Source organism: Nocardia sp. CA-119907 (assembly GCF_050955995.1).
GTDB lineage: Bacteria > Actinomycetota > Actinomycetes > Mycobacteriales > Mycobacteriaceae > Nocardia.
The window spans coordinates 5,201,317-5,228,263 of record NZ_CP192091.1; the positions used below are offsets into that span (position 1 = coordinate 5,201,317).

The 26,947-nt window shown below is 65.5% G+C and carries 27 protein-coding genes and 1 CRISPR repeat array; of the genes, 9 read left to right on the forward strand and 18 right to left on the reverse strand.

Annotation, left to right across the window (positions count from 1 at the left end):
• Positions 1-183: 183 nt before the first annotated feature.
• The 6 genes from lnt to ACQP2D_RS22810 all read right to left on the reverse strand — a co-directional run bounded on the left by lnt (position 184) and on the right by ACQP2D_RS22810 (position 6,390).
• Positions 184-1,842 (reverse strand): apolipoprotein N-acyltransferase, encoded by a 1,659-nt coding sequence (gene lnt, locus ACQP2D_RS22785; RefSeq protein WP_433677931.1) that lies wholly within the window; start codon positions 1,840-1,842, stop codon positions 184-186.
• Positions 1,843-1,941: 99 nt separating this feature from the next.
• Positions 1,942-3,534 (reverse strand): amidohydrolase, encoded by a 1,593-nt coding sequence (locus tag ACQP2D_RS22790; protein ID WP_433677932.1) that lies wholly within the window; start codon positions 3,532-3,534, stop codon positions 1,942-1,944.
• 27 nt (positions 3,535-3,561) lie between these two features.
• The gene (locus ACQP2D_RS22795) at positions 3,562-3,819 is read right to left on the reverse strand and encodes a hypothetical protein (protein ID WP_433677933.1); all 258 of its coding nucleotides are present in this window, start codon (positions 3,817-3,819) and stop codon (positions 3,562-3,564) included.
• A gap of 101 nt (positions 3,820-3,920) precedes the next feature.
• A complete protein-coding gene (locus tag ACQP2D_RS22800; protein ID WP_433677934.1) occupies positions 3,921-4,397 on the reverse strand; it encodes an FxsA family protein in 477 nt (158 codons plus the stop codon).
• A gap of 84 nt (positions 4,398-4,481) precedes the next feature.
• On the reverse strand, positions 4,482-5,141 hold the full coding sequence (locus ACQP2D_RS22805; protein WP_433677935.1) for a response regulator: 660 nt from the start codon (positions 5,139-5,141) through the stop codon (positions 4,482-4,484).
• Between the two features lie 70 nt (positions 5,142-5,211).
• The gene (locus tag ACQP2D_RS22810; protein ID WP_433677936.1) at positions 5,212-6,390 is read right to left on the reverse strand and encodes a sensor histidine kinase; all 1,179 of its coding nucleotides are present in this window, start codon (positions 6,388-6,390) and stop codon (positions 5,212-5,214) included.
• A gap of 84 nt (positions 6,391-6,474) precedes the next feature.
• Here ACQP2D_RS22810 and ACQP2D_RS22815 point away from each other — a divergent pair, with 84 nt between their 5' ends.
• Entirely contained in the window at positions 6,475-7,242 is a 768-nt protein-coding gene (locus ACQP2D_RS22815; RefSeq protein WP_433677937.1) for a TSUP family transporter, read from the forward strand.
• A gap of 4 nt (positions 7,243-7,246) precedes the next feature.
• Here the strand turns inward: ACQP2D_RS22815 and ACQP2D_RS22820 are convergent, their stop codons facing one another.
• Both ACQP2D_RS22820 and ACQP2D_RS22825 read right to left on the reverse strand, forming a co-directional pair.
• On the reverse strand, positions 7,247-7,900 hold the full coding sequence (locus ACQP2D_RS22820; protein ID WP_433677938.1) for a TetR/AcrR family transcriptional regulator: 654 nt from the start codon (positions 7,898-7,900) through the stop codon (positions 7,247-7,249).
• Between the two features lie 76 nt (positions 7,901-7,976).
• Positions 7,977-8,312 (reverse strand): ArsR/SmtB family transcription factor, encoded by a 336-nt coding sequence (locus tag ACQP2D_RS22825; RefSeq protein WP_433677939.1) that lies wholly within the window; start codon positions 8,310-8,312, stop codon positions 7,977-7,979.
• 87 nt (positions 8,313-8,399) lie between these two features.
• Here ACQP2D_RS22825 and ACQP2D_RS22830 point away from each other — a divergent pair, with 87 nt between their 5' ends.
• From ACQP2D_RS22830 to ACQP2D_RS22845, 4 genes are all read left to right on the forward strand, one after another.
• The gene (locus tag ACQP2D_RS22830; RefSeq protein ID WP_433677940.1) at positions 8,400-8,525 is read left to right on the forward strand and encodes a hypothetical protein; all 126 of its coding nucleotides are present in this window, start codon (positions 8,400-8,402) and stop codon (positions 8,523-8,525) included.
• On the forward strand, positions 8,503-9,165 hold the full coding sequence (locus ACQP2D_RS22835) for an SDR family oxidoreductase (RefSeq protein WP_433677941.1): 663 nt from the start codon (positions 8,503-8,505) through the stop codon (positions 9,163-9,165). The genes ACQP2D_RS22830 and ACQP2D_RS22835 overlap by 23 nt, the downstream gene beginning before the upstream one ends.
• A gap of 102 nt (positions 9,166-9,267) precedes the next feature.
• Positions 9,268-10,797 carry a TldD/PmbA family protein gene (locus tag ACQP2D_RS22840; protein ID WP_433677942.1) on the forward strand — a complete coding sequence of 510 codons (1,530 nt, stop codon included), beginning with the start codon at positions 9,268-9,270 and terminating at the stop codon, positions 10,795-10,797.
• 8 nt (positions 10,798-10,805) lie between these two features.
• Positions 10,806-12,203, forward strand: a complete 1,398-nt coding sequence (locus ACQP2D_RS22845; RefSeq protein WP_433685741.1) for a metallopeptidase TldD-related protein — start codon at positions 10,806-10,808, stop codon at positions 12,201-12,203.
• Between the two features lie 76 nt (positions 12,204-12,279).
• Here ACQP2D_RS22845 and ACQP2D_RS22850 read toward each other — a convergent pair whose 3' ends face one another.
• Positions 12,280-12,663, reverse strand: coding sequence for a PPOX class F420-dependent oxidoreductase (locus ACQP2D_RS22850; protein ID WP_433677943.1), 384 nt, complete (start codon positions 12,661-12,663; stop codon positions 12,280-12,282).
• A 58-nt stretch (positions 12,664-12,721) separates the two neighbouring features.
• Positions 12,722-13,270: a PadR family transcriptional regulator gene (locus ACQP2D_RS22855; protein ID WP_433677944.1), complete on the reverse strand. Its 549-nt coding sequence runs from the start codon at positions 13,268-13,270 to the stop codon at positions 12,722-12,724.
• A gap of 121 nt (positions 13,271-13,391) precedes the next feature.
• Here ACQP2D_RS22855 and ACQP2D_RS22860 point away from each other — a divergent pair, with 121 nt between their 5' ends.
• Positions 13,392-14,102: a glyoxalase gene (locus ACQP2D_RS22860; RefSeq protein WP_433677945.1), complete on the forward strand. Its 711-nt coding sequence runs from the start codon at positions 13,392-13,394 to the stop codon at positions 14,100-14,102.
• A gap of 45 nt (positions 14,103-14,147) precedes the next feature.
• Here the strand turns inward: ACQP2D_RS22860 and map are convergent, their stop codons facing one another.
• Entirely contained in the window at positions 14,148-14,915 is a 768-nt protein-coding gene (gene map, locus ACQP2D_RS22865) for a type I methionyl aminopeptidase (protein WP_433677946.1), read from the reverse strand.
• Positions 14,916-15,109: 194 nt separating this feature from the next.
• Between map and ACQP2D_RS22870 the strand changes: the two genes are divergently transcribed.
• Positions 15,110-16,765 carry a hypothetical protein gene (locus ACQP2D_RS22870; RefSeq protein WP_433677947.1) on the forward strand — a complete coding sequence of 552 codons (1,656 nt, stop codon included), beginning with the start codon at positions 15,110-15,112 and terminating at the stop codon, positions 16,763-16,765.
• A gap of 37 nt (positions 16,766-16,802) precedes the next feature.
• The gene (locus ACQP2D_RS22875) at positions 16,803-17,066 is read left to right on the forward strand and encodes a helix-turn-helix domain-containing protein (RefSeq protein WP_433677948.1); all 264 of its coding nucleotides are present in this window, start codon (positions 16,803-16,805) and stop codon (positions 17,064-17,066) included.
• A 1-nt stretch (position 17,067) separates the two neighbouring features.
• Here the strand turns inward: ACQP2D_RS22875 and ACQP2D_RS22880 are convergent, their stop codons facing one another.
• Positions 17,068-17,445 (reverse strand): PPOX class F420-dependent oxidoreductase, encoded by a 378-nt coding sequence (locus tag ACQP2D_RS22880; RefSeq protein ID WP_433677949.1) that lies wholly within the window; start codon positions 17,443-17,445, stop codon positions 17,068-17,070.
• A gap of 615 nt (positions 17,446-18,060) precedes the next feature.
• Between ACQP2D_RS22880 and ACQP2D_RS22885 the strand changes: the two genes are divergently transcribed.
• On the forward strand, positions 18,061-18,594 hold the full coding sequence (locus ACQP2D_RS22885) for a hypothetical protein (RefSeq protein WP_433677950.1): 534 nt from the start codon (positions 18,061-18,063) through the stop codon (positions 18,592-18,594).
• A gap of 778 nt (positions 18,595-19,372) precedes the next feature.
• Positions 19,373-20,599: a CRISPR direct-repeat array (repeat unit 30 nt; unit sequence GTCCTCATCGCCCCTGCGAGGGTTGGCAAC).
• A gap of 162 nt (positions 20,600-20,761) precedes the next feature.
• Here the strand turns inward: ACQP2D_RS22885 and ACQP2D_RS22890 are convergent.
• The 6 genes from ACQP2D_RS22890 to ACQP2D_RS22915 form a co-directional block, all read right to left on the reverse strand.
• Positions 20,762-21,367, reverse strand: a complete 606-nt coding sequence (locus ACQP2D_RS22890) for a Pycsar system effector family protein (protein WP_433677951.1) — start codon at positions 21,365-21,367, stop codon at positions 20,762-20,764.
• Positions 21,357-22,439 carry a hypothetical protein gene (locus ACQP2D_RS22895; protein WP_433677952.1) on the reverse strand — a complete coding sequence of 361 codons (1,083 nt, stop codon included), beginning with the start codon at positions 22,437-22,439 and terminating at the stop codon, positions 21,357-21,359. The genes ACQP2D_RS22890 and ACQP2D_RS22895 overlap by 11 nt, the downstream gene beginning before the upstream one ends.
• 10 nt (positions 22,440-22,449) lie before the next feature.
• Positions 22,450-24,138: a hypothetical protein gene (locus tag ACQP2D_RS22900; RefSeq protein ID WP_433677953.1), complete on the reverse strand. Its 1,689-nt coding sequence runs from the start codon at positions 24,136-24,138 to the stop codon at positions 22,450-22,452.
• A protein-coding gene (locus ACQP2D_RS22905; RefSeq protein ID WP_433677954.1) for an IS3 family transposase occupies positions 24,135-25,393 on the reverse strand; the annotation gives its coding sequence in 2 pieces (ribosomal slippage) (positions 24,135-25,120 and positions 25,120-25,393; 1,260 coding nt in all). The genes ACQP2D_RS22900 and ACQP2D_RS22905 overlap by 4 nt, the downstream gene beginning before the upstream one ends.
• Positions 25,362-26,051: a hypothetical protein gene (locus tag ACQP2D_RS22910; protein ID WP_433677955.1), complete on the reverse strand. Its 690-nt coding sequence runs from the start codon at positions 26,049-26,051 to the stop codon at positions 25,362-25,364. Before ACQP2D_RS22910 ends, ACQP2D_RS22905 begins: the two co-directional genes overlap by 32 nt.
• On the reverse strand, positions 26,051-26,824 hold the full coding sequence (locus ACQP2D_RS22915) for a hypothetical protein (RefSeq protein ID WP_433677956.1): 774 nt from the start codon (positions 26,822-26,824) through the stop codon (positions 26,051-26,053). Before ACQP2D_RS22915 ends, ACQP2D_RS22910 begins: the two co-directional genes overlap by 1 nt.
• Positions 26,825-26,947: the final 123 nt, after the last annotated feature.

Here is a 26,947-nt window from a genome sequence, read left to right on the forward strand (position 1 = left end):
CCTATGCCGTAAGACGAGAGAGGGAAGGCGCGAATCGCGATACGCCGCGGCTTTGGTTATGGCTCAGCAAACGGCTGACTAGCGCCCAGGACTTGCCGACCGTCGGTAACACCAGCCCTGGAACAAACCGATTGTTCGGTCAGAGGGAATACTCGTTCGCTGTGTTCAGCAGATCCGATGCGCTCAACCGACCGGCTGGTCCGTGATGGCACCTCGGTCGGTCGAGTTACTGCCACGTGCATTTAGCTGATGAATAGCTGCTGCCACTACAGCAGCAGCGGCCAGGATAACCGACAGCAGCTCCGGAGCGGCGCCGAATCGGGTCGCGAGTGTTGTGGTGCTGCGCAGCGGCAGTTCGGCGAGCAGTGCGGCGGGGACGAATTTCGGGGTCTGCTGCTGGATCGCGCCGTCCGCGGTGATGATGGCACTGACGCCCGAGGTGGCGGCGACCACCAGGGCACGGCCGTGTTCGACGGCGCGAACCCGGGACATGGCCAACTGCTGGTAGGTCATCTCGCTGTCGCCGAAGGTGGCGTTATTGGTGGGTACGGTCAGCAGTTGCGCGCCGGCGTGCAGGGAATCGCGGAAGGCGCGGTCGAAGGCGACCTCGTAGCAGGTGGCGACGCCGATATCGATGCCGTCCGCGCGGACCGTGCCGTCGCCGTCGCCCGGGACGAAGTACCCTGCGCGGTCGGCGTATTCGGAGAACAGCCGGAAGAAGCCGCGCATGGGCAGGTATTCGCCGAACGGCTGGATGATCTTCTTGTCGTGGCGCTCCCCGGGCCCGGCCGCACCGTTCCAGACGATCACCGAGTTCGTTGTCGTGCGATCACCGTTCACCAGTACCGCGCCGACGAGTATGGGCGCGCCGATCTGCTCGGAGGCCGCGGTGATCTCGGCGGCCGCGTCGGGATTGCGCAGCGGATCGATATCGGAGGAATTCTCCGGCCAGATCACTACATCGGGCTTGCGCACCCGACCCTGCGCGACGTCGCGGGCCAATTCCTCGGTGCGCCGGACATGGTTGTCCAGCACGGCGCGCCGCTGCGCATTGAAATCCAAACCGAGCCGCGGCACGCTGCCCTGGATGGCGGCGACGGTGATCGTCCGGTCCCCCTCCTCCGGACCGGGCAGCGCCGCCCGGAGGATCACCCCGGTCATCGGGATGACAACCAGAGTCGCTGCCGCGGCAATGACTCCGAGGCGCTTCCGGGTGGCGGGACCAGTGGGTTTTCCGCCCGTCTGCGACCCCGCCGTCATCCGGGCCCACAGGCGTACCAGCAGTGCTGCCGCCGCGGTTCCGGTGAGCGCCACCGCGAATCCGATGAGCGGCGCACCGCCCACCATGGCGAGCGACAGGTACCATCCGTCGGCCTGTCCGAATGCCAGCCGTCCCCACGGGAATCCGCCGAACGGAAAACTCGACCGCAGCCACTCGGTGGCCGTCCAGGCCAGCGCCACCCACAGCGGCCACCCCGGCAGTGCGAACAACAACCGGGCCACGAGCCCGAAAAGTCCTATATATAAGGAACACACCGTCGACAGCGCGAGCCACGGCAGCGGCCCCACATAGATCCCGGTCCACGGCAGCAGCGGCACGAAGAATGCGAGCCCAGCCAGCATGCCGTATCCGAATCCACTCCGCAGCCGCCCGGCGCCGCGCACGGTCAGCGTCAATACCGCGATCCCGATCGGCGCGAGGAACCACAGCGGCCGCGGCGGAAAGCTCCCGAAGATCAGCAGCCCGGCGATCACCGCCGCCACGGCGCGACTCAGCACCGGATGACGATCGAGCGCGGCAGCTATCCGGGTGAGCACCGTCGCGGATGAACCGTCGGTCATCGGCGCTCCCCCGCCGCGCGGCCGAATATGGCTATCTTCGGCATGAATTCGACCTCGCGGCACCAGGATTGCGGGTGTCGGCTTGGAATCCGGGGCGTTTCAGGCCTCATGGATGGTCACTCCGTGGTGCACGGTGCGCAGGCAGGTGGGCAGCTTCGCATCCGGGTCGAGTGGTGGGAGGCCGGGGACCCGCGAGCGCGGGTCGGTAGACCAACGCTGGACGGTGTCGGCGGCCGCGGCGACGACGAGATCATCGGCGTCCCAGATCGCGTAGGAGGCGGGGGCTCCCGGGACCAGCGTGCCCGCCATGCCGTCGCGGATACCGCCCGCACGCCAGGCGCCCCGCGTGGCGGCGGCGAAGGCAGCACGGGGTGAGAGGCCGTGGCCGGGGGTGCGATGGTTGACCGCCGCGCGGATCGCGGCCCAGGGGTCGAGAGCGGTGACGGGGGCGTCCGAGCCGATGGCCAGGGCAATACCCGCGGCGGCCATGGCCGCGAAGGGATTGAGGGCGGCGGCGCGCTCGGGGCCGAGGCGGGTGGCGTACATACCGTCGGGGCCGCCCCAGGTCGCGTCGAAACCCGGTTGGACACTGGCGATTACACCCCAGGCACCGAGTTGGGCGATCTGGTCGGTGTCGATCATCTCGGCATGTTCGACGCGGTGTCCGCGTGCCGCGACGGCCGGGCCGCCGAGTGCGTCGACGACCTGTCCGAAACCGGCGATGACCTCGTCCATCGCGGCATCGCCGATAACGTGGAATCCGGCCTGGATGCCCGCCTCGGTGCAGGCACGCACATGCGTGGCGATCGTATCGGCATCGAGATAGCCGAGGCCGGTTCCACCGTCATCGGCGTAGGGCGCGCGCAACCGCGCGCTACGCGAGCCGATCGATCCGTCGACGAAGAGATCGCCCCCCAACGCGTGCACCCCGAGTTCGGCGACCAGCGCCCGCGCCTCGTCCGCGGTGCGCACGGCCTCACCCCAATAGGCCCGCACCTCGACGCCGTGCTCGAATTCGAGCAGTTCGCGAATATCGGTGCGCCCGGCGATCTCCGGTCCGCCGCATTCGTGCACCGCGACGACGCCGCGTGCGGCCGCGGCATCCAGTGCCGCCTTGCGGGCCCGATCCCGCTGTGTGCGATCCAATCCCGCCAGAACTTCGGCGCGCACCAGATGGTGTGCCGCGGCACGCAGCGGCTCACCACGGGTGAATCCGTCCGCAGCAGTGACCGCTGCGTTCAGCAGCGCCGAGGAAACCACCGCCGAATGCGCATCCACCCGCGACAGGTACACCTGTCGGCCCGGCCGCACCGCTTCGTCGATCTCCTCGATCGTCGGCGCCCGCCCCTCCGGCCATCCGGTCTCATCCCAGCCGTCGCCGAGGATCGAGCCATCGGGATGGGCCACCGCGAACGCGCGCAACAGCTCCAGGCAGTGCGCGAGCGACCGTGCCGCCGACAGATCGAGTCCGGTCAGCTTCAACCCCAGCGCCGTCACATGGACGTGCGGATCGACGAACGCGGGCGCGACGAAAGCCCCGGCCAGGTCGATGATCTCCGCGTCCGGATGCAGCGCGCGTCCCGGTTGTTCGGCACCCAGCCACACCACGGTGCCGTCGGTCACGGCCATTGCCGTCGCGTCGGGTGAACTCGAGCTGTAGAAACGACCGCCGATCAGCAACTGGGTACTCACGAGAGACCAGTCTGCCGTATGGGCGTTTCAGTCCTTCGAGTCGGACAGCCGCGTTGCCGGGGAGACGTCCGCCGGTTGCGCCAGCACCGCCATGACCTCCGCATATCTCGGCGGTGCGCCACAGCGATCGGGTGCGGCCCGCATGCCCGCCTCCACCGCGATCAGTTCCAGCCGCAGCGCCGCTGCCGTGAAACCGGAAATCGACTGTCCCGCAGCGGCTGCGGCCTGCCTGACCGCCGCCGCCAGCTCCTCACTCACCGTGACGGTGAGCTCTTCGGTCGCCATCCGGCCACCCTAGTCCTTTGCGGCATCGTACGAAATGGGCGCGGCCGTGAGAATTCGCACGGTTTATCGCGCGAGAATCCCGATCGGTCGGCGATCAACGGCTACGGCAGGGCGGGTCGGGTCGACGGGCGCGGGTCGTCGTACCACTCGGTGACCACGACGCCGTCGACCACATCGTCACCATCGACGACCACGCCGCGATAGGGCATCGCCGCGGCCAGACGGCTGAACCGGCGCGCCGCGAAGGCCGCGACCAGCGGACGGACCAGGAACCGGGTCGGCGGCAGCAGCAGAAGCAGCCCGAAGAACGAGGTGACCAGGCCCGGGATGAACATCAGGAACCCGCCAGCGGCGACGAGCGCGCCATCCGCGACCGCGGTGCCCGGATTGATTTCCCCGCGACCGGCGCGACGGAACTGTTCGAAGACGCGACGGCCCTGTGAGCCGATGAGCAGCATGCCCGCGGCGGATCCGGCGATCAGCAGCAGGATGGTGGGCACCACACCGATGAGATGGCCGACGCCGATCAGCGCGGCGATCTCCACGATGACGTAGAGCACGAACAGTATGGCGGGCATGGCGATCCTTTCGGACGATCTACCCGGTTCAACGTCGTGCGGTCGGATTTTTCTCCCGAACCAGCCTGATAGCTCGCTGAGATCTCATCCGCCGGGTCGAACCAGCCCGGTCTCGTAGGCCAGCACCACCGCCTGAACCCGGTCGCGCAGACCGAGTTTCGTCAGTACCCGACCGACGTGCGTCTTGACCGTCGCCTCGGACAGATACAACCGCTCCGCGATCTCGGCATTGGACCGCCCCGCCGCGATCTGCTCGAGCACCTCGCGCTCGCGCGCGGTCAGTACCTCGAGCACCACCGGATCCCGCATACCGCCGGGATCATCGGCGATGAGCCGGTCCAACAGTCGCTTGGTCACCTTGGGCGACACCACCGCATCACCACCGGCCACGCTGCGGATCGCCGAGACCAGATCCTCGGGCGGTGTGTCCTTCAGCAGGAACCCGCTCGCCCCGGCCCGCAGCGCGCCGAGCGCGTGTTCGTCGAGGTCGAAGGTCGTCATCACCAGGATCTTGCAGCCGTCGCCCGCCTCGACGATGCGCTGTGTCGCGGCGACACCGTCGACCACCGGCATCCGCACATCCATCAGCACCACATCCGGGCGCAACTCCTTGGCCCGCGTAATCGCGGTGGCACCGTTCTCGGCCTCCCCGATCACTTCGATATCCGGATGCGCGCCGAGCACCATCTTCAATCCCATACGCATGAGTTCCTGGTCGTCGACAACGAGAACGGTAATCGGCACATCCCTAATCTATCGGCACCGTCCAGCGCGTTTTCGATACCGTGCGCGCGAGGCCGAAAGGAGGCCTCCGCTAACAGGTTTCGTTGCCACGCAGCAATGGGATGGTCGCGTACACCCGCCATGCGCCATCAGATGTGCGGCCCGCCTCCAGCGTGCCGCCGAGGACGGCGATGCGTTCGCGCATGCCGACCAATCCCATGCCGCCGCCCTCGATCGGGTTCGCGGCCTGCGCCCGCACCGGAACCCCGCCGGTGTCGGTGACCTCGATGACGACATCGGTCGCGCGCCGTTGCACGCGTACCCATGCCTTCGGATGCGAGCCCGCGTGGCGGAGCGTATTGGTCAGCGATTCCTGGACGATGCGGTGCATGCCGAGACTCACCTCGGGGTTGATGTCGTCGAGTTCACCGGTCATTTCCAGCTCCACGGCCAGGCCGGTGTCGCGCATCATCTCGACCACTTTGGCCAGTCCGGCGGTTCCGTGCTGCGGCAACTGATCCGGTGCGTGTTCGATACGCAGCAGTGCGACGGTCCTGCGCAGTTCGCGCAGCGCCTCCCGGCCGGTGCCCGCGATGGTGGCCAACGCGCGTTCGGCGGCGTCCGGATCGCGGCGCAGCGCGTACTTCGCACCATCGGCCTGGACGATGATCACGCTGACCGCGTGCGCGACGACATCGTGCAGTTCGCGGGCGATGCGGGTGCGTTCGGCGGCCACGGCATCGTGTGCGCGGCGTTCCCGGTCGTAATCGGCGACCGCCAGCCGTGCCGCCACCTCCTGGTCGTAGGCGTGGCGCGCGCCGATGAATTCGGCCAGTGTCCAGCACAGCGCGTAGAACATCGCGAGGAAGATCAGGTCCGAACCGGATGGCTTGTGCAGCAGCAGGAACGAGATGGTCCCGTCGGCGACCAACCCGAGCGCGTACCACAGCGCTTCCTTGCGGCCGACGTAGGCGACCAGGGTGTAGAGCATGATGCCGAGCCCGAGCAGCGCGATGTGGTCGGCCTTGTCCTCGGACGCGTAGCTCACCAGTGTCGATGCGATCGAGAGTCCGAGCATCGCCGCGGCCATCGCGCGCGGGTACAGCCGCCGAAATGCCAGCGGTCCCGGCAGCAGTACACCGATTCCCAGATAGGTCAGCTTGCTATCGGAGTTGCCGACCCCCAGCACCTCGAGCAGCATGAGCGCGGCGGCCAGGATCGAGTCCGCGATGAGGGGCTTGCCGCGAAGCCACAGACTGAACCGGCGCACGAACATCAGCCTAGGGGTGATCCGGACCGGCAGTGATCGCACCCGCCGCCGGCGCGGAACCCAACCATCTGGTTCGCTGACCGGGTGGATTTCGCAGACTGGGCGGCCTTATTGACGGCAGCGACCGCGGCAGGCTGGGTGGACGCGGTGGTCGGCGGCGGCGGATTGATCATCCTGCCGACACTGTTCCTCGTGGCGCCGGGCATCGCCCCGCAGACCGCGCTCGGTACCAACAAACTCGCCGCGGTCGCGGGTACCACCGCCTCGGTCATGACGTTCGCGCGGAAGGTCCCGATGCAATGGCGAACGCTGCTGCCCGCGGCGGTGATCGCGGCGGGCACCGCCGCGACCGGTGCGGCCGCGGTATCGCTCATCGATCGTGACCTCTTCATCCCGATCGTGATGGTGGTGCTGGTCGGGGTCGCCGTCTTCGTCACGCTGCGCCCGTCGATCGGCATCACCATGGCGACGCACCCACCGACGCGACGCAAGGTCGTACTCGTGGTCGCCATGGCCGCCGGGCTGATCGGCTTCTACGACGGACTGCTCGGCCCTGGCACCGGCACCTTCCTGATCATCACCTTCGCCACCGTGCTCGGCACCGAATTCGTGCGCGCGGCCGCGATGGCGAAGGTGATCAACTGCGGATCCAATTTCGGCGCGCTGATCTTCTTCGGCGTCACCGGTCACATCATGTTCGCGCTCGGCGCGGCCATGGCGGTCGGCAATGTGGCGGGCGCGATTCTCGGCTCGCACATGGCATTACGCAATGGCGCGCAGTTCGTGCGGGTCGTGCTGCTGGTGGTGGTCGTCGGGATGGTGATCCGTTTGGGGTGGCAGCAGTTCGGCTGACCGCTCAGTGCATGGGGCCGATGTGCATCTTGGTACTCGACGCGAGCCAGGGCTGCAGCACCCGCGAGGTGGTTTCGTGGATCTTGCGATGCAGTCGCTCCCCGTCCACTCCGGCCACCGGACTCTGGAACAGCACCGTCAGCGCACCGGATACCGCGCCGACCACGGCACCGACCAGTGCGGCCGCGCCGACCTCGTCCAGTTCGGCCGGAAACGCCGTATGCAACTGGCGCGCGATCTCGCGCTGCGCCACCAGCTGCGCGTGCGCGGCACGTCCGCTCACCGCGGGCACCGTGCGCGAAACCTGTGCGCGCAGTGCGGCTATGCGCGCGTTCAGATCGTCGACCAGGTGCTCGCCCGGATTGTCACCGGCCGCCCGCAATGCCCGCAGCAACACCTCCACCGGCCGCTCACCGGGCCGACGGCTGGCGATCGCCGCGACCGCGGCGCGCACCCGTTCGTCCTGCTCCGGAAACAGCAACTCTTCCTTGCTGGCGAAGTAGTTGAAGAACGTTCGGGTACCCACGTCCGCGGCCGCGGCGATATCGGCCACCGTGGTCTCCTCATAACCTCTGCCCTCGAAAAGTTCGACGGCTGCTTGGAGGAGGGCACGGCGGGTACGTTCGCGTTTACGGTCGCGGAGGGCGGATGGCGGCACGCGGGCACAGTACGGCATAACGCGACTTAGGTACGGTAAGCACCACTTTCGCGCGCGCCGCGCGACCGAACCGTGATCAAATCCGGCTCCCGTCGGGCTGGTCCGCAGCGATATCGCGGCGTGCCGCGTCGATCACCGAGTCCAGCAGGCCGGGAAAGCGGGCGTCGAGATCGTCGCGACGCAACGACTGCAGCGTCTCGCGACCGGACGGTCGCTGCCAGATGATCCCGGCGTCGCGCAGCACCCGATAGTGATGGGTCAGATTCGACTTGGGCACACCGTCCACGATCGACCCGCAGGTGTGCTCGGCCCCGTCGGCGAGCACCCTGACGATATGCAGTCGCAACGGGTTCCCCAGGGCGGCAAAGACATTCGCCAACTGGATCCGATCCCGCTCGGGGTGTGCCGTCATCACACGAACCAGAATAGCTCGATTGTTGACATACAGTCGAACTGTACGTAAGTATTTGAACAATCCAACTGTATGAGAGGTCGTGTCATGCCGAGCAATTCCCGATTCGACGACAAGGTCGCGCTGATCACCGGCGGCACCAGCGGTATGGGCCTGGCCACCGCGCGCAGGTTGCTCGACGAGGGGGCGGGTGGTCATCACCGGGCGCGATAAGACCCGGCTCGACGCCGCCGTCGAGGAGTTGAACAGCGGGGACCGCGTCCTCGCGGTGCCGGGCGACGCCGCGGATCTGGCCGATCTCGACGCGCTAATGGCCGCGATCCAGGACCGATTCGGACGGCTGGATGTGGTTTTCGCCAATGCGGGCGTCGGCGCGTTCCAGCCACTGACCGAGGTCACCGAGGCCGAGTTCTACCGCGTCGTCGATATCAACTTCAAAGCCGCGTATTTCACCATCCAGAAGTCCCTGCCGCTGCTGGCCGATGGTGCCGCGATCGTGATCAACGCGTCGTTCGCGCTGCATCGCGGCGGGCCCGGCGCGGCCCTCTACTCGGCGACCAAGGCGGCCGTCCACAACCTGGCGCGCACGCTGGCGGCCGAACTGGCGCCACGGGGCATTCGGGTCAATTCCGTGAGCCCGGGCTATACCGCGACTCCGGCGTTCTACGCCGAGGCTTCGGCGGAGGTCCAGGCCGCCGCGGTGGCATCGGTGGCGGCGGGCCGCATCGGCACCTCCGCTGATGTCGCCGCCGCGGTGGCCTTCCTCGCCTCCGATGAGGCGTCATACGTCAATGGACAGGACCTGCTCGTCGACGGTGGACTCGTCGCCGCCACGCCTGCGGCCATGGTGTAAGCCACGGCGGCGCTGGGCATTTCGTGCGGCGTGGCGGCGATATGGTGTGCGTCAGCGCCCAGGAAGCGGCGCTCGCCCGCAGGACCGACTAGGTTTGGTCGCGTGAGCATCGCGACTTCCAAAGATGTGGACGCCGAGTTCCTTGCGTTACCGCTGCACGCGCTGGCCGACACCGCCCTGTCCGCGGCGCGCGCGGCGGGTGCCCAGCATGCGGATCTGCGCGTGCATCGGTTGGTCACCCAGTCGATCCGATTGCGCGACGGCCGGGTCGAGGCGATCAGCAATGCCACCGACCTCGGCTTCGCCGTGCGCGTGATCGTCGACGGCACCTGGGGTTTCGCCTCCCATGCCGCGCTCACCCCGGATACCGCAGCCGAGGTGGCGCGCCGGGCGGTCACCGTTGCGACCGCGCTGCGCGCCCTCAACCGCGAGCGTGTCGAACTCGCCGACGAACCGCGCTACGACAATGCGCACTGGGTCTCGGCCTATGCGGTGGATCCGTTCACGGTGCCTACCGCCGACAAGGTCGCACTGCTGCAGGACTATTCGGCCCGCCTGTCCGCCGCCGACGGCGTCGACCACGTCACCGCCTCGGTGCTGCAGGTCAAGGAGCAGACCTTCTACGCCGATACCGCCGGCTCCGTGATCACCCAGCAGCGAGTGCGCCTGCACCCGCAGCTCGAGGCGACCACCGTGGATTCCGCGGCGGGTGTTTTCGAGACCATGCGCACCCTGGCCGCCCCGGCCGGACGCGGGTGGGAGTACGTCACCGGCGCGGACGGAATCTGGGACTGGAACGAAGAACTCGCGCAAATCCCCGGGTGGCTCGCGGAGAAGGTGAAGGCGCCCAGCGTCGAGGCGGGCCCCACCGACCTGGTGATCGACCCGACCAACCTGTGGCTGACCATCCACGAATCCATCGGCCACGCCACCGAATACGACCGGGCCATCGGCTACGAATCCGCCTACGCGGGTACCTCGTTCGCGACACCGGACCAGCTCGGCACACTGCGGTACGGGACGCCGATCATGCACGTCACCGGTGATCGCACCGAGGTGCACGGGCTGGCCTCGGTCGGCTACGACGACGACGGTGTCGCCGGACAGCGCTGGGATCTGGTGCGCGACGGTGTGCTGGTCGGCTACCAACTCGACCGCGTCTTCGCCCCGCGCCTGGGCCTGGCACGGTCCAACGGCTGCTCCTACGCGGATTCCCCGCACCATGTGCCGATCCAGCGCATGGCCAATGTCTCACTGCAGCCGGACCTCGAAAACGACACCAGCACGGCCGAACTCATCTCCCGGGTCGAAAACGGCATCTACATCGTCGGCGACAAGTCGTGGTCGATCGATATGCAGCGCTACAACTTCCAGTTCACCGGCCAGCGGTTCTTCCGCATTCGCGACGGCGAGCTCGACGGCCAGCTGCGCGATGTCGCCTACCAGGCCACCACCACCGACTTCTGGGGTGCGATGGAGGCGGTCGGCGGCCCGTCCACTTGGCGCCTCGGCGGCGCGTTCAACTGCGGTAAGGCCCAGCCCGGCCAGGTCGCGGCGGTCAGCCACGGCTGCCCGTCGATCTTGGTGCGCGGCATCAACATTCTCAACACCCGGACGGAGGCAGGTCAGTGACGGAGCGCATGATGCCCGCGGGCGCGGTGGTCGAGCAGGCACTGGCGCTCTCGCACGCGGACGAGGCGATGGTGATCGTCACCGACGCGCACGAGGCGTCGCTGCGCTGGGCGGGCAACTCGATGACCACCAATGGCTCCTCGATTTCGCGGGAATGGTCGGTCATCTCGATATTCCGGGACGGCCCGAACGCCGCGCGCGTCGGCAGTGTCAGCTCCACCAGCGTCGACCCCGACGATATCGAGGCCGTGGTCCACGCCAGCGAAGCGGCGGCCCGCACCGCCGAACCCGCCAAGGACGCGATGCCGCTGTTGACACCGGATGCCGATGGCCTGCCGGGCGGCGACGATACCGCCGATTGGGCATCCGCGCCGGGCAGCACCGGTATCGAGGTCTTCACCGAGGTGGCGCGCGATCTGGCGGGCGGATTCGATGGCGCCGACCGGCTCTACGGATTCGCCCACCACCAGGTGCACACCACCTGGCTCGGCACTTCGACCGGCGTTCGCCGCCGGTTCGTCCAGCCCACCGGTTCGGTGGAGATCAACGGAAAGCGCGGCGAGGGTGCGGAGCTGGCGAGTGCGTGGGTCGGTGTGGGGACCGCGAACTTCACCGATGTCGATATACCCGGCCTGCTGAGCGAGCTGTCGCGGCGCCTGGACTGGTCCAAGCGGCGGGTCGAGTTGCCCGCTGGACGTTACGAAACCCTGCTGCCGCCCTCGGCGGTCGCGGATCTGATGATCTACATGTCCTGGACCATGGAGGGCCGTGGCGCGCACGAGGGGCACAGCGCCTTCGCCAAGGCGGGCGGCACCCGAATCGGCGAGCGGCTCAGCGAGATCCCGTTGACGCTCTTTTCCGATCCTGCCGCCAGCGGACTCGAGTACCGTCCGTTCGTCGCAACGTCATCGTCCTCGGAATCACTGTCGGTCTTCGACAATGGCCTGACCGCCCATCGCGTGGACTGGCTGCGCGATGGCGTCATCGAATCCCTGGTCTACCCGCGCGCCACCGCCGCCGAATTCGATGCCCCCACCACGGTTCCCGGTGGGAATCTGCTGCTGACCGGCGGCTCCGGCGCGACGCTGGACACGATGATCGGCAATACCGAACGCGGCCTGCTACTCACCACGCTCTGGTACATCCGCGAGGTCGATCCGGCCACCCTGCTGCTCACCGGCCTCACCCGCGACGGCGTCTACCTCGTGGAGAACGGCGAGGTCACCGCCGCCGTCAACAACTTCCGCTTCAACGAGAGCCCGATCGATCTACTGCGCCGCACCACCGAGGCGGGGGCCACCGAAACCACCCTGCCCCGCGAATGGAAGGACTGGTTCACCCGAACCGCTATGCCGCCCTTGCGAATTCCGGATTTCCACATGTCCTCGGTGAGCCAGGCGACCTGATCCGCCGACGCCGGGCTCACTGCGGCGAGCCCGGCGCTGATGATCAAGTGTCGGGCCGACTACGTGGCGTGAGCGATTACGTGGCGGGGGTGATCTCGAGGCCGATGGTGCCCGCCTTACCGCGGCGAATGATGCTCGCGTTCACCAGGATCGGGCCCAGCAGCCAGTACTTCCGCTTGATCAACTTGCGGACATGCTGGGTCTCTTCGGCATCGAGCACTCGACCGGTGCCCTCGATGACCTCACCGCGCGGCTTGCCCGACGGATTGCACGGCTGCAGGGTGACGGCCGGATTGTTGCGCAGCCGCTTGACCTTCCAACTGTTGGTCTCGGTCCATACATACAGCTTGCCGTCGTCCTCGGCCGCCCAGACGGCGGTGCCCACCGGCGTGCCGTCCTTGCGGAAGGTCGTCAACAACACGTAATCGGCCTTGGCGATCGCACCCAGCGTGTTCGTCATATGGGCAGCCTATCGGGGAGCGGGCCAGCGGGCGCGGCACGCTCGCGCACCGCGTCTGTCAGTCCGACATTCGGTATTCGCCCGCTTCCAGGCGTTCGAGCACAGCGCCGGTCCAGTGCGACAGATTGTCGAATACCCCGCTCCACAGCTCGAGCAGATCGGTCGCATGGGGCGGTTCGTAGCGGCCGGGGAACTTCGGGACCATGGCGAGCAGGTCGTCGCGGACCGCGGCGGCATTGCGGCGTTGTTCCCGCAGTTTCTCGATGACGTGCGCGCGCGGCAGCGCATCCATAAATGCGATGCCCGCACCGAGTTCCTCCATATCGACGCTGACCAGCGCCTCGTCCATGAGTCTGCGAAACTCCACCTCCCCCGCCTCGGTCAGTTCGAACAGGGTGCGGCCGGGCCCCTCGGTGCTGCCCTCGGTGCCGAATGCGCTCAATTTGCCCTCCTGCGTCAACTGTTTGAGCGCGTGGTAGATCGATCCAGGTTTCACATTCGTCCAGGTTTCGGCACGCCAGGACAGTAGTTCGCGGCGCACCGCGTAGCCGTAGGTGGGCTGACGCAACCGCATCACGCCGAGGACGAGCAGTCGCACCGCCGACATTCCGGACTCCCTTTCTCACGGAACGGCCATACTACTCAAATTTGACTTCCGCCTTTTCGCCGCCCTAACCTCCGGTAGTCAAAATTGATTACTGCGATCGGGGTGCACGATGATGGGCGATATGGCGGTTCCGGTGCTCCGGAGCGGCAATCTGACCGAAACCCTCGACTTCTACCGAACCCTCGGATACACGGTCACCCATGAACAGACCCGGCCCTACGCCTACGGCGCGGTGCAGGCCAATGGCTGCGCGGTCCATTTCGCCGCCGCGCCCGCCGGCACCGAACTCCCCGCCGAACAGGTCGGCTGCCTGATCATGCTCGACGATGTCGCCGAGCGGCATCGCGCATTCACCGCCGCACTGCGCAAGCGCTACGGGAAGGTCCCCGCGAAAGGCTGCCCACGCATCACCAGATTCCGTCCGGGCCAAAGCCGATTCAGTGTGGTCGACCCGGTCGGCAACACCATCATCTACATCCAGCGCGATGAACCCGAGGAAGTCGAGTACGGCGGTTCACGCGAACTCGACGGGCTGGCACGGGTTGTGGACAATGCGCGCATCCTGCGCGATTTCAAGAACGACGACACGGCCGCGATCCGAGTGCTCGAGGTCGGCCTCGGCCGGTTCGGCGCGCAGGCATCGACCCTCGACAAGGCTCGAGCGCTGGCAGCACTCGTCGAATTGGCCGTTGCCACCGGCAATGCCGAGCGGGCCGCGACGGCACGAGCCGAACTCAGAGTAATAGCGCTGTCGGATACCGAGCGCGCCGCCGTCGCGGCAGACCTGAGCGCCGCCACCGATCTGGCCGATCGGCTGGCCGAAACCGATTGATCAGCAGCCGGTTTCAGCCTGGATCGCACTTTCGGGCGGTCGATCTCAGTCGGCCACGGTAAGCACTTGCGGTCCATTCTCGGTGATCGCGACCGTATGTTCGGAGTGCGCAGTCCGCGAACCATCGGCTGAGCGAATGGTCCAGCCATCCGGATCGGTATAGATACGGTCGGTCGTGCGAGCAAACCAGGGCTCGATGGCAATGGTCAAACCGGGTCGCAGCGGGAATCCGCGACCGGCCCGGCCCACATTGGACACATGCGGATCCTCGTGCATCGTGCGCCCGAGTCCGTGTCCGCCGAATTCGGTGTTCACCGGATAGCCGTTGGCCCGCGCGACCTCGGCGATGGCGGCGGAGATATCGCCGATCCGGTTGCCGGGCAAAGCCACCGCGATGGCGGCGGCCAGTGCGTCCTCGGTGGCCTTGATCAGTCGCAGATCCTCCGGGTCGGCGGTGCCGACGATCATTGTGGTGGCCGAGTCGGCTACCCACCCGTCGATACCGAGCGCGAGGTCCATGGTCAGCACGTCCCCGTCGCGCAGCGCGTAATCGAACGGAAGTCCATGCAGGACGGCGTCGTTCACCGAAAGGCAGACGGTGTTGCGGAACGGCCCGCGCCCAAAGGACGGCGCGTAGTCCCAGTAGCACGACACCGCACCGCGTTCGTGAATCCGTTCCCGCACATGGGCTTCCAGCTCCAGCAGGTTCACCCCGACTCGGGCCCGCTCGCGCAGTTCCGCCAGGATCTGGGCGACGAAGCGCCCTGCCACCCGCATGCGTTCGATCTCTTCCGCCGACTTCAACTCCACCATGCCCGACCTTCATCTCGGTATTTTTATACCGAGCATAGCGGCGGTCGGTATAAAAATACCATGCACCCGGTGTGACCAGGCGATGTGTTATGTTCGCGAACGCGAATGAGCACTGGTTTTCCGTTGTTCGCCGCCCATCCGCGGCACGTGTTCCACCGATCGACTGCCCGACAGCGAGCGTAGAGGAGCCACCCATGAGCGAGCGCAGCGAGCGAACCAACACAACCGCGCGCCGCAAGGCTCTAGCGCTCGCCATCGCGCTGGCCCTCGCTCTCGCAACCCCCGCTTGCGGAAGCAATTCCTCGACGAGCCTGAACCAGTCGGGTACTGCGTCCGGGCCCGCCCGCAATCCCTATCTGGCCGCCGCGACCTACGGACTCACCCATATAGATCCCGGCCAGTCCGACACCTTCCCGTACCAAACGCCACAGGGCGAGTTCCATATCGACCCGAAACAACAGGCGCGGGTTACCTCGGGACCGGTCAACATCATGACGCTCGCCGCCACCGAACCGGACTACATGTGGATCTCCTCCACCCAGGGCGTGGTCTACGTCCAGGTGGGCAATGGCATGTTCCACGAGATCGCCCGCGCCGACGCGCCCGGCGTGAAACCGATCGCACCGCAAGCCCTCGACCAGGTGCTCAACCAGAACTTCACCGATATCGGCCAAGTGGAGACCGCTGTACACAACGACTGGGGCGCCGACTGGACGCGGCTCGCCAACGGCGTCTACAGCCTGGTGGACAAGGACAATCGGGTCTACTACGTCACGCAGAATGCGGAGATCGTCGTCTTCGGCCTGACGAATGCGAACAATCCCCAGGCGGGCGTACGCATTCTGCGCACCCTCGACTTCAAACCGTGGCTCGGCACCGGCGCGGGACTCGGCGGCCTGCCCGAGTCCATCGTCGGACTGAATATGACCTACGACGGCAAGCTCGCGATACTCAGCACCCGCGGTCTGTCGATCCTCGACCGCAGCCTGCAGGGTGAGCCCCAGCAGGTCCATTTCGGCGCCGACGAGGTGGTCTCCAATGCGATGGCGGTGGACGAGCAGGGCGGCATCTACGCCGCCTCCGACAAGATCATGCGCAAGGTGGTGTGGACCGGATCCAAGTTGTCGGCCGACGCCACCGACGGCGCGTGGGCGGCGCCCTACGATTTCGGACGGCAACCACCTGCGGTCAAGTTCGGCATCGGCACCGGCTCGACCCCCACCCTCATGGGCTACGGCAAGGACGACCGGCTCGTCGTCATCACCGACGGGGCCGATCGGATGAAGTTGGTCGCGTTCTGGCGCGACGCCATTCCCGAAGGATTCCAACCGAAGCCGGGCACCAAATCCAATCGGATCGCCGACCAGATCCAGGTCACGGCTGGGCTGAATCCGGAGCCCGAATTCATCCAGAGCGAGCAGTCGGTCGTCGTGGACGGTTACGGCGCATTCGTGGTCAACAATGCTCGGCCCGAGGGGGCGCTGGACCGCCTCGTCGACGTGCTCGCCGGTGGGCCGATCTTCGCACCCCCAGCGGGTATCGAACGGTTCCAATGGGATCCGGCCTCCCACCACTGGACCTCGGTGTGGTCACGCGCCGATGTGGTGGCCACCAGCATGGTGCCCACCGCGAGCAGCAAATCCGGCGTCGTGTTCGTCAACGGCTACACCAAGGCCGACGGCTGGGAGGTGACCGGACTCGACTGGCAGTCAGGAAAGACGGTGCACCGCACCATCTTCGGGCAGAGCAACCTCGGCAACGGCGCGTACGCGCTGGTCCAGTTCTTCCCGAACGGGGATCTACTGTTCAACAGTGTCGGCGGGCCGTTCCGGGTGAAGTTCACCAGTTGAGCTTGCGGTATTTAAATACCGCCCATAGTCTGGTCGCATGGTCCGACTTCCGCTGACACCCGCCCAGGTCGAGGCCGGTCGCCGCCTCGGCGCCCGGCTGCGGGCCGCGCGCGCCGATCGCGACCCAGCCCACATCGCCCGGGCGGCGGGCATCTCCCCCGAGACACTGCGCAAGATCGAAACCGGGCGGCTGCCGACACCCGCATTCGGCACGATCGTGTCGCTGGCCGCGGCCCTGGAGATTCCATTGCAGGAACTCGCCGATACCTGGCGTTCGGCCGGACTCGCGGAATCGGCCTGAACTACTCCGGCGTAATCGCGATCCCGACGGAGCCGTCCGCGCCTTTGAACAGCTTGTGCAGCCGAATCAGAGCGGTGCCGATGATCCCGTACTTGCGCGAGACCAGATCGCGCACTCGCTGAGTTCCAGCCGCATCCAGGACCTCGGCCTTGCCCGCGAACTTCTCCTCGCTCTTCGGGCGGCCACGGCCGTCGCATATTTGCAGGGCTACCTCCGGATTGCGACGAATCCGCTTGACCTTCCAGGTCTTCGGGTTGGTCCACACCACGATCCGGTCGCCGTCCGGCGCCACCCACACCGGTGTGCCGACCGGCGTGCCGTCCTTTTTGTAGGTGGTCAGCAGGGCGAAAGTGCTCGTACTCAGCTCGTTCCAGGTCATACCGAAAACGGTAGGCCGCGGCGTTGGCCACGACATCCGTCTGCGGACAGAACGCGCCAGTACGCGTCCCGACGTACCGCGGCACATGTGATGGGGCGGGCCGCGACCCGCCTCACCCGCGTTCAGCCGCGGTAGGCACGAAGGAATGTCTGGACGTCATCCAGCAACAGCCGCAGGCGAGAAACAGTCTTCGCACCCCCATCGGCTGTTGACCGGCAGGTGACCACGCACCCCTCACCAGCCATCTCGTGTTCCTCAGCCTGTTCTGGTCTCGCCGTGGGCGCACAGCACTTCGACCTAGAGGGTGGGTGACATAGTTTGATGCGCATATATAGATACCCATCTAGCTACTCGCGAACGTCAGCGCCCGCAAGCCACCTCGTGGGTCATGCACTCGACTTGGGCGGCGGCTTCGAGGTAGAACGCTGCCGAGGATGCGGGCTGCTTTCGTGATCGGCCGGGCCCGGTCCGCCGTTGTCGCATAGGCTGTTTCGAGTCGCAGTCAGCAAGGAGTTGCGCGCAATGGGCCAACCGTTCCAGCCTGGACCACCGCCATACAATCCGTCACCAAGTCCGGGATGGGCCGCGCCCACGGGGCCACGCGTCTGGCAACCGATGCCGGGCTATCCGCCCAGCGGTGGGCGTGGTGCGGCCGACGCGATAGCCGCGGCTGCGCTGGCGCTGGCGGCGATCCTGTATCTCGCGCGCCGAATCTGGCTCTACCTTCAGTTCGACAAGTTCTTCTGGAGCGACGTCATTGTGATCATCAGCGTCCTGTTCGCACTGGTCGCCACGATTCTACTGTTCACCGCGCGCAAGCCCGCGACCGCCCGGATCGCGGCCGGGATCGCAGTCGGCATGATGTTCGTCCCCAACGTCAGCTACGTTTTCAGCGCCTTCGATCGCGGCGTCCGGCGCGGCTATGGCGTGTGGGCAGACGGCGGTTGGCTGTCGATCCCGGCGACGCTCCTCGCGCTCATCGCGATCGGCGCACTGTTCGCGGCAGCGTCCAGCGCGGGGCCGCAGCACGTTCCGGGAACCGGGCCCCAGCCTCCAGGCGCCCAGCCCCCGAACTCGTGGCCCCAGCCACCGATGGCCCAACCGCCGGTCGGCTACCCCGGCCAGCATCAGCCGCTGCCACCGCAGTGACTCTTTCCGGGGTGTCGCGAGGGTCATGTGACGCAGCCGGTGTTCGCTGCGTGGCAGGACGAGTGCGGCGGCGCAAGATCGCACCGATCCGATAGGGGCATAGGCCGATTCGGCGCAATGCTTCGAAAGTGGCGCGCTCGGGCTGCCCGCTTGGTGGGTCGAATGATTCTCGCCATCACTCCGACCAGCCTCATCCCATCGAACTCACCACGGCGAACTGCGGAAATCGTGGGCGCTGACCTGCGATTTCTTATTGAGTGGGCGGGCGGGGCTCGAACCCGCGACCAATGGATTCGCAGTCTGCGGCTGAGCCGCCGATTCGACCGGATTCGGCTACGTTCGATTTCACCGGTTTAGCTGCACGAATACTCCAAGAGGGCGAGAACCTGGAATGTGTTGACATTCGATCGATTTCGGACGTATGCGGATGAAAATAGAGAGTAAATGGTGACCACATGAATGCCCGTCAGAGGTCGAACATCGACTCGTGGGCTCCGATCGATACCCACCCCGCTTTTGATCCACACAGGAGGGCAACCACCGTGCTACTCAATCGATTCAAAGCGTAGCGTTCGGGTGTGTCGATGCCAGACGACAGCCGGTTCGCCTGTACGCGCAAGACCCCCGTGGAAGGGGATTGCGTCAGGCCCGCGCTCCGATCTCGACCAAGATCGATCAGCGACACACCGTACTCCTGCGCACTACCGGAGGTCCGCTGCAATCAGACATCTGAGTACCGTGACAGGAGGGGCACTCACCAGCGGCTTTACTGTGGGGTGTCCTCATCGCCCCTGCGAGGGTTGGCAACGTGATGGATCCGGCACGGCCGCCGTCGGTGACACAGGTGTCCTCATCGCCCCTGCGAGGGTTGGCAACCGGTAGACCTGCTGTCCGTAGCCGATGCACCCACCCCGTCCTCATCGCCCCTGCGAGGGTTGGCAACAAGTCGTCCGGGGCCGACGACTCGCACGTCTTGAGGGTCCTCATCGCCCCTGCGAAGGTTGGCAACGCCGCGTTGCTGTCGGAGATGGTCGAGGTCGGCCAGGTCCTCATCGCCCCTGCGAGGGTTGGCAACCCGACCATCTGGCAGCGATTGGAGTACGGCCAGCGGGTCCTCATCGCCCCTGCGAGGGTTGGCAACATGAGCGACCCCCCGCGCTCTCGGCACGGGATGCCCTGTCCTCATCGCCCCTGCGAGGGTTGGCAACGCGGCGCCCAGGTCCGTGGCGCTTCTGGTGTCCGCGTCCTCATCGCCCCTGCGAGGGTTGGCAACGTGCGGTGACGACGCTCCACGGCAACGATCTCGCGTCCTCATCGCCCTTGCGAGGGTTGGCAACACGTTCGGTCAGGCGATCACCGTGAATCTCGGTGGTCCTCATCGCCCCTGCGAGGGTTGGCAACTCGAGCATCGGCTCGAAGAACACATCTGCCATGTCGAGTCCTCATCGCCCCTGCGAGGGTTGGCAACGTGTGGACGCGGACGTTCTTGTACGCGGCCGAGACACGTCCTCATCGCCCTTGCGAGGGTTGGCAACCGGTTCACGATTACCTGGACGCGAGCGCCGAGGTTCCGCGTCCTCATCGCCCCTGCGAGGGTTGGCAACAACTTGTGGCACACATCCACGACGTTCGGGCCGACCTGTCCTCATCGCCCCTGCGAGGGTTGGCGACTGGACGTGCTGAGCTGAACCCCGGAGGTGCCACCACTCGTCCTCATCGCCCCTGCGAGGGTTGGCAACGTAACCCGTCCGTTCAAGGTCCGTTGCCGGTGCCGCGTCCTCATCGCCCCTGCGAGGGTTGGCAACTCGTTGGTCATCACCGAGATCTGTGCCGCGATTTCGGGTCCTCATCGCCCCTGCGAGGGTTGGCAACCTGCATCAGTTGGCGCGTGATGTGTATGCGCTCGGCGGTCCTCATCGCCCCTGCGAGGGATTGCAACGCGTCGATCAGCTCGGCCTCGTCGCAGGCGCGGCGGGTCCTCATCGCCCCTGCGAGGGTTCACAAACATCGATCTAGTGCGCCACTAATCTCGACGGCGCGAGGTCAGCGAGGAAGTTGCCACTGCGGAGTAGCGGCGATGCACAGTCCTGTCACATCAAACGAGCTGACTCGTGCTCGAGCCGATGGTCGTATCCGCCCTCAAAGAGGAGATCACGGACTGTCTGGGCTATGACTGAGCCAGCACCACATACATGAGCGCCGTAATCGCCAGCGCCAGCACCGCGGCGAGCAGACAACCAACCGCGATATTGGCAAACCGATATTTGCGCTGCGCCACTTCCGAATTCGCCCAGACCTGCGCCGCCACGTGCTCCACGATGTCGTCGGGCCGCCGACTCAGCTCCGATATCGCCCGGACGTACCGGTCACGTGTGAGACGACGGTCCGCCGCAAGATCTCCAAAGTAGAGCAGGTTGAGCGTCGGGTCGCCGGATTTGAGCCGTGGCCACAGCACGCACACCGCGCAGGTCCCGGCCCCAGTGACAAAGACGGCACAGACACACGCGAGGACGAGCACCGCGGTGTGTATTTTCCCGGATTGTGGTTGGACCAGGGCGAACAGTATTTGGCCGAGCACTCCGGCTGCGGCGAGTGTCGCAATCGCTTTGGTCTCGGCGTGCTTGATCAGTGAGAGGACCAGATCCAGTGTCTTCCAGGAACTTTCGAGTCCATCTCGGTTCCTGGTCGTCCGCCGGAACGCGGTGTGCCATCGTTCGGATATTGATTGCCGCATCGGACCTACCTCATTCCCTTCGTCGAGTTCAGTCCGCATCGTCGTCTCCGTGATCGGACGGTCCTGCCTGGATCTCTTTGAGCCGCTCGGCAAGTGGCAGCTCATGAATCGCTGCTGTTGTGTCATCGATCAGCCGGTTGAGCAAGCCGTCGAGCTTGTCCGGATCGACATTCGCGTAGTCGGCTCCGCCTCGGTTGAACCACTCCTTGAGCACGCTGACGTATTCGGTCACTGCGTGTTTCGCTGCTTCCTGGCGACGGGTATCCTCACGATCCGACTCGCCCTGCAAGCGGTTCGCGAACTCGACCGAGGTGAGTTCCCCACGGATCAGTGCCAGATAGAGAGCGAATTGGGGGCCTGCGCCGATTTTCTCGAAATGCTTCTCGACCTCGTGCAGGTGGAAGCGGTGCAGTTCAGCGGATAGTTTTTGCTCGCGTTGCTGGCGCGCCTCCTGCATTCCATGATGCTGGTCCTCAAGTTTGCTTACCAGCGAATGGGTAAGGTCGGCGCGTTCGGCATCCAGTACGGTTGATTGCCACAGTTCCCGACGCTGCCGCTCGAAAACCGCCAACTCGGCCGGCATCAGCACTTCGATGCTTGACATCCTGATCTCCAGTCCCGGTTCGACCGGTGGATTGCGCTCGGCCTCGTCTAGGAGCCACCTGTTGAGTTTCTGCCGCACCGTGTTGATCTCGGCGAGGGTATGGCCCTGGGCGAGCCCTAAGACCTGATGGTTGGCACGCAGATAGCTCTCGAGGAAGGATCGGGCGTCTGCTCGGCCGTGCCGCACGACCAGTGCGGGGTCTGTGACGGTGCACTCGAACGTCACCTGGACGGTGAACGTTGTTGCGCCGGCGGCCGGGATCACTATTTCGACGACAACCGGTGCGTGCAGGCTGATGTCGACCAGGCTGACATGCGATGCCTCGACCACCTGACTGTGCGTTGCTTTGAAACCTCCAGTGTCGACGATGAATTCACCGTTGACGCGATAGACCAGCACCTCGTGCGCACTCGGCCTCGGTAAGTCCTTGAGTTCACGCACTCTTCTGCGTAGCCCCCGTCGGGGAACAACGTCGAGGTGCCGCTGATCGAGAATCGGATAGCGCATCGTATTGCCTTCAGTTCGGGTGGTCGATTGCTAAGGGGGCCAATAGGATTCGCACCAGCTCAGCGACACGGATTTCGCTTTGAGCTGCCTTCTTGGACCTCGTGGTGCGCCGGATGGCGCGCTGTTTCGTGGCTGCAGCGGTGCGCTGCCGGTGTCGGGCCGTCAGGTTGTGCGTAAGCGACCGACATTCCCGCGGTGGCAAAGCCTGTGCGAACGCGGCAGCGAGGGCACGGGTAGTCTGCTCCGGTTCCGCGGAGATCTCGGTCAAATCGCGTAGCCCGTCGAGCAGCGCATCGAGCGCTCGGCGACGAAAGTCACTGCGGCGCAGAGCGATGGCCCATAATTGTGCGACGAAACCCTCTTGGTTCGGAACGTTGTCGAGGTGACTGAATATGGCGGACCACCCCGTCACATCGTCCTGGATTATGAGTACCTGGGTAATCGCGAATTCCACCAGCAATCGGCCCCTCGGGCCGAGCCTCGCGTCGCCATGCTTGCGCTTGAGGAAGATCAGCACCGCATCCGCCTGCGGAGACCGCGTCGCTAACCGTGCGAACAGCTCAGCCAGTTCGGCGCATCGTTCCTCTGCGTCGCGGTTGCCGCTTCGAATAATCAATCGCCACAGCTGTCGAGTCGCTTCCTCGGGATAGCTGAATCCGAGTACGCCGCTCAGCGCGTATGCTGCCGTCCACTTCTGGAGGACAGTGCCCGATTCCCCCCAGCGTGCTGCGATCTGCAACGCCGCGGGGGCAAATACCTTGCCCGCACACATATCCCAGAGCACGAAGATCGCCATATCTCGGCAGGCCAATCCATGCTCACCTCGTGACCAAGGCTCCAGGTAGGCCTCAGCAACTTCGTCGAACGCAATACTCGCCAACTCCAGCAGGGCCTGCGCTATCGTTTGCTCGTGCAGGGCCTCGTCATCGGAGGAACGGGAGAGGATATCGCACAGCCAATCACGCACCGTGTTCCAAAAGATGACATCCATTCTCCGCCACAACTCGGTGATGACGTGCTCTCGATACGAGTCCTCTCGAAACGCGACGACGGACCTCGCAGTGATGCCCGATTCGACCGGCTTCAGACGCAATAGGCTCTTGTCGTCGACCATGGCGCTGCGAAGCTCTGGGATCAGGTCGGCGCGCTCCGACGGCGGCTCGATCTCACCGTCCGCCGCCGGCTCGGCACGCGCGACGCGGTGCTCCAATTCGATCAGGCACGATTCGAATGTGCGCTGGCTGCAATGGCCGAGAAAGGCCGCGGCAGTGACGGTCATAAGGCTTCGTCGCGAGCGCTCGTCGTTCGCATCGAACCATTCGGCCACCCTCTGACGAGCGCCTTCCTTGAACACCTGGCGCGCATCTGCCGGGTCGACTCCTTTGCCGACCATTGTCACGACCTGCCGCAGTTCGGAGAGAGCGAATTCGGACGGCAGGTGTGACTCGATCTCGGCTAGTTTCGCGTCGAACTCGGCATCGGTGATATCGGTCAGCCCGAGCCAAGTCCTGATAGCAGCATGGGTCTCGGGGCGCTGCCATTGCACTCTGGGAACGAATTCGGAGTCTCGTCCGGTGGTCGCCGGACTGGTGATCACCAACCATGCACCGGCGTCATAGACCTGATCACGGACCGCATGCCATTCATGCTCGGAGTCGATCCGGTGTTTGAACCGCCCCGAGTTTCTTGCCGGCTTCATGGTTGAGTCATCACCGGCTGGGATGGCTGTTGTTGAGCGTAGTAGAGGGCTTCGTATTCGGCGGGTGGGAGATACCCGATCAGGCTGTGCAACCTCCGATTGTTGTACCAGTCGACCCATTCCATCGTCGCGAACTCGACGTCGTCGAGCGAACGTAGCGGCCCGGTGAGGAACGGGCTGTCCTTGGCGAGGGCTTCGGTCTTGTAGAGCCCGATCGTCGATTCGGACAGTGCGTTGTCGTAGGCATCGCCGATACTGCCTATCGACGCTGAAATCCCTTCGGCCGCAAGGGTGTCAGCGAACGAGATAGCCGTGTATTGGGATCCGGCGTCGCTGTGGTGGATCAGACCGTCAGCGACAGCGTGGCCGTCGTGATCGCGTCGCCACAACGCCATCCGCAGCGCGCTGGTGACCATCGCGGTGTCCTTGACCGTGGCCGCGTGCCAGCCCAAGATCGCGCGGGAGAAACAGTCGATCACGAACGCCACGTAGACGAACCCCAGCCAGGTAGGCACGTAGGTAAAGTCGGTGACCCACTTGCGATTTGGCTCGACGGCAGTGAAGTCGCGGTCGAGTAGGTCCGGTGCACGGCGATGATCGTGGCCCTTCCCAGCGATCGTGGTCCGGACTCTGCCGCCGCGGACCACACCGGACATGCCTTCATCGCGCATGAGCCGCCCGATGGTGTCCACCGATACCTCATGGCCCTGGCGACGCAGATGCCGGGCCATCTTGCGGCTGCCGTACATGCCCTCCGGCGTGCCCGAGGTAGCCCGTAACGCATCGGTGAGATGCGCGTCGGTGACCGTCCGCGCCGACGGTCCGGTGGTTTTCCAGTTCCGGTACGTGCGCCCGGCGATCTGCATGCCCTGCTCTCGCAGTACACCCAGAATCGACTCGACCCGGTGCCCCTTTGCACGTTCGGTATCGATGAACTGGCAGATCAACGGCGTCGCGGGTCGAGCTCCCGCGCGAAGAAAATCGAGGCCGCTTTCAGAATCTCGTTGGCCTCCTTCAGATCTCGGTTCTCCCGTTCGAGTTCCTTGATCCGCGCCTGCTCAGCGGTCGTCACTCCGGGCGCCTTCCCGGTATCGACCTGTGCCTGCTTCACCCACACCCGCAGCGTTTCAGCATGGACTCCAAGTTTCACGGCGAGCGCTTGGCAGGCGGCATACACCGACGGATAACCGTCGAGTCGGTCCAGCACCATCTTCACCGCACGCTCACGCTGCTCGATCGGATACTGCTTGGGCATGGCCAACATCCTCCTCAAGGAAGGAAGCGGCAAGAAGATCGGGGCGGTTCAGTTCAGTGTAGTGGCTGTCGGTGACCAGGTAGCCTTGCCCCGCCTTGTACTGATACGTGGCAAGCTTCTCGATGGACGTCGTGGGCGGCAGTGACTCCAAAGGACCGGTCGCGAGCTCATGCAGCAACATCGTCGCACCGGCTCGCTTTCCTGTGCCCGAAGGCCCTTCGAGCACGATGGCGTGTACCTGCTCCAAAGCCTTGAATGCAGTACCGAAGGGTTCGGGCCGGACATATCCAACCGTCAAGTTTGCGATATCGGAGGCGTTGAGCTTTCCCGTCAATGGGCCGAGGGTTTCCGGTGCGTCCGAGATTCCGAACCGAGCACCAGCGGCATGGACTGTTCCGTTGATGGTTTGGGTGAAGTAGACCGTTCGCTTTCCCGAGCTTCGTTCCGAATCGTGCTCCGGTGGGCTGTCGGCGGAGTGGTCGTTCGTTTCTGTGGTCGCAACCGATTCGGGTGAGTCGTGGCCCGACTGCCGCTCGGCGAGATCCTCACTGTTCGCCACCTTCAGGGGAGGCTGCGGATTCTCGGAACCGGCAGGCTTGCCGTCACTTTGCGCTGGACCGGAAGCGGCTCCCGGAGCCTTGTCGTCGGAGTCGGTCATCACTGATTCCACACCATGCCGATCACACCGTGTGAGTTGTTGACATCGCCGTTGATCGTCGTCGAAACGGTGGCTTGCCGACTGCCAGTGGCTGCTTGGGGGTCGCGCTTACCAGTCTCGGCCGGGGTCTCAGCGGTGCCGGGGTGGTCGTCGTCCTCCGGCGCCGGGAGCTCGATGGTTGATATGTCATACCCCGGCAGGAACAAGTACGCCGATTCGGCGTACTCCTTGTTCCGAACCAACACTTCGCGAAACGACGTCTTGGCGAGTGAGGTGTACCTCGGGACAATCACATCGCGGTAGACCTGCGCGGAGAGAATTACCGCCAGATCGGCGGCGTGTACCACGCCTAGCGCACTTTTGATCTGCGCAGACTCGACCAACCGGGATACGACGACAACGCCTTTGCCGGCGAACCCGTTGTCCGCCGGTGCCGCAGCACCGAAATGTATGGCCAGGCGCAGTCGTAGCCGCGCCTTGTCTTGGAGGTCTTCATTGTGCTCGGCGAGCGCTGCGTTCAACTCCCGGACGAAGTCGTCGACGACCACAGGCTCCCGATCGGACTGATCAGGCGGCAGGATCGCCAACTCCCCGTCCCCCGCCTGCTGCTTCGCCCATGCAGACCGATCCAGTCCCACCTGAGTGGCCGCGCGCTCCAGCACCGTGAGCAGACCGGACTGGATCGTTCGATGGCGTTGATCGTCACCGGCCCCGTAACCGACCGCGTCCACCGACAACAACAGCCGCCGACTGAATTCCGTATTCCTGGCCAAGACCGCCGTCCTTTCGTCGACCAATGCGCCGGAGGATGATTCGCCAGCGACGCTCCTGTGAGCAGTTCGAGCGTGACATCGTTCGAATATCAAGACCCCGTATTAATCCGGACTCTGCTGAGA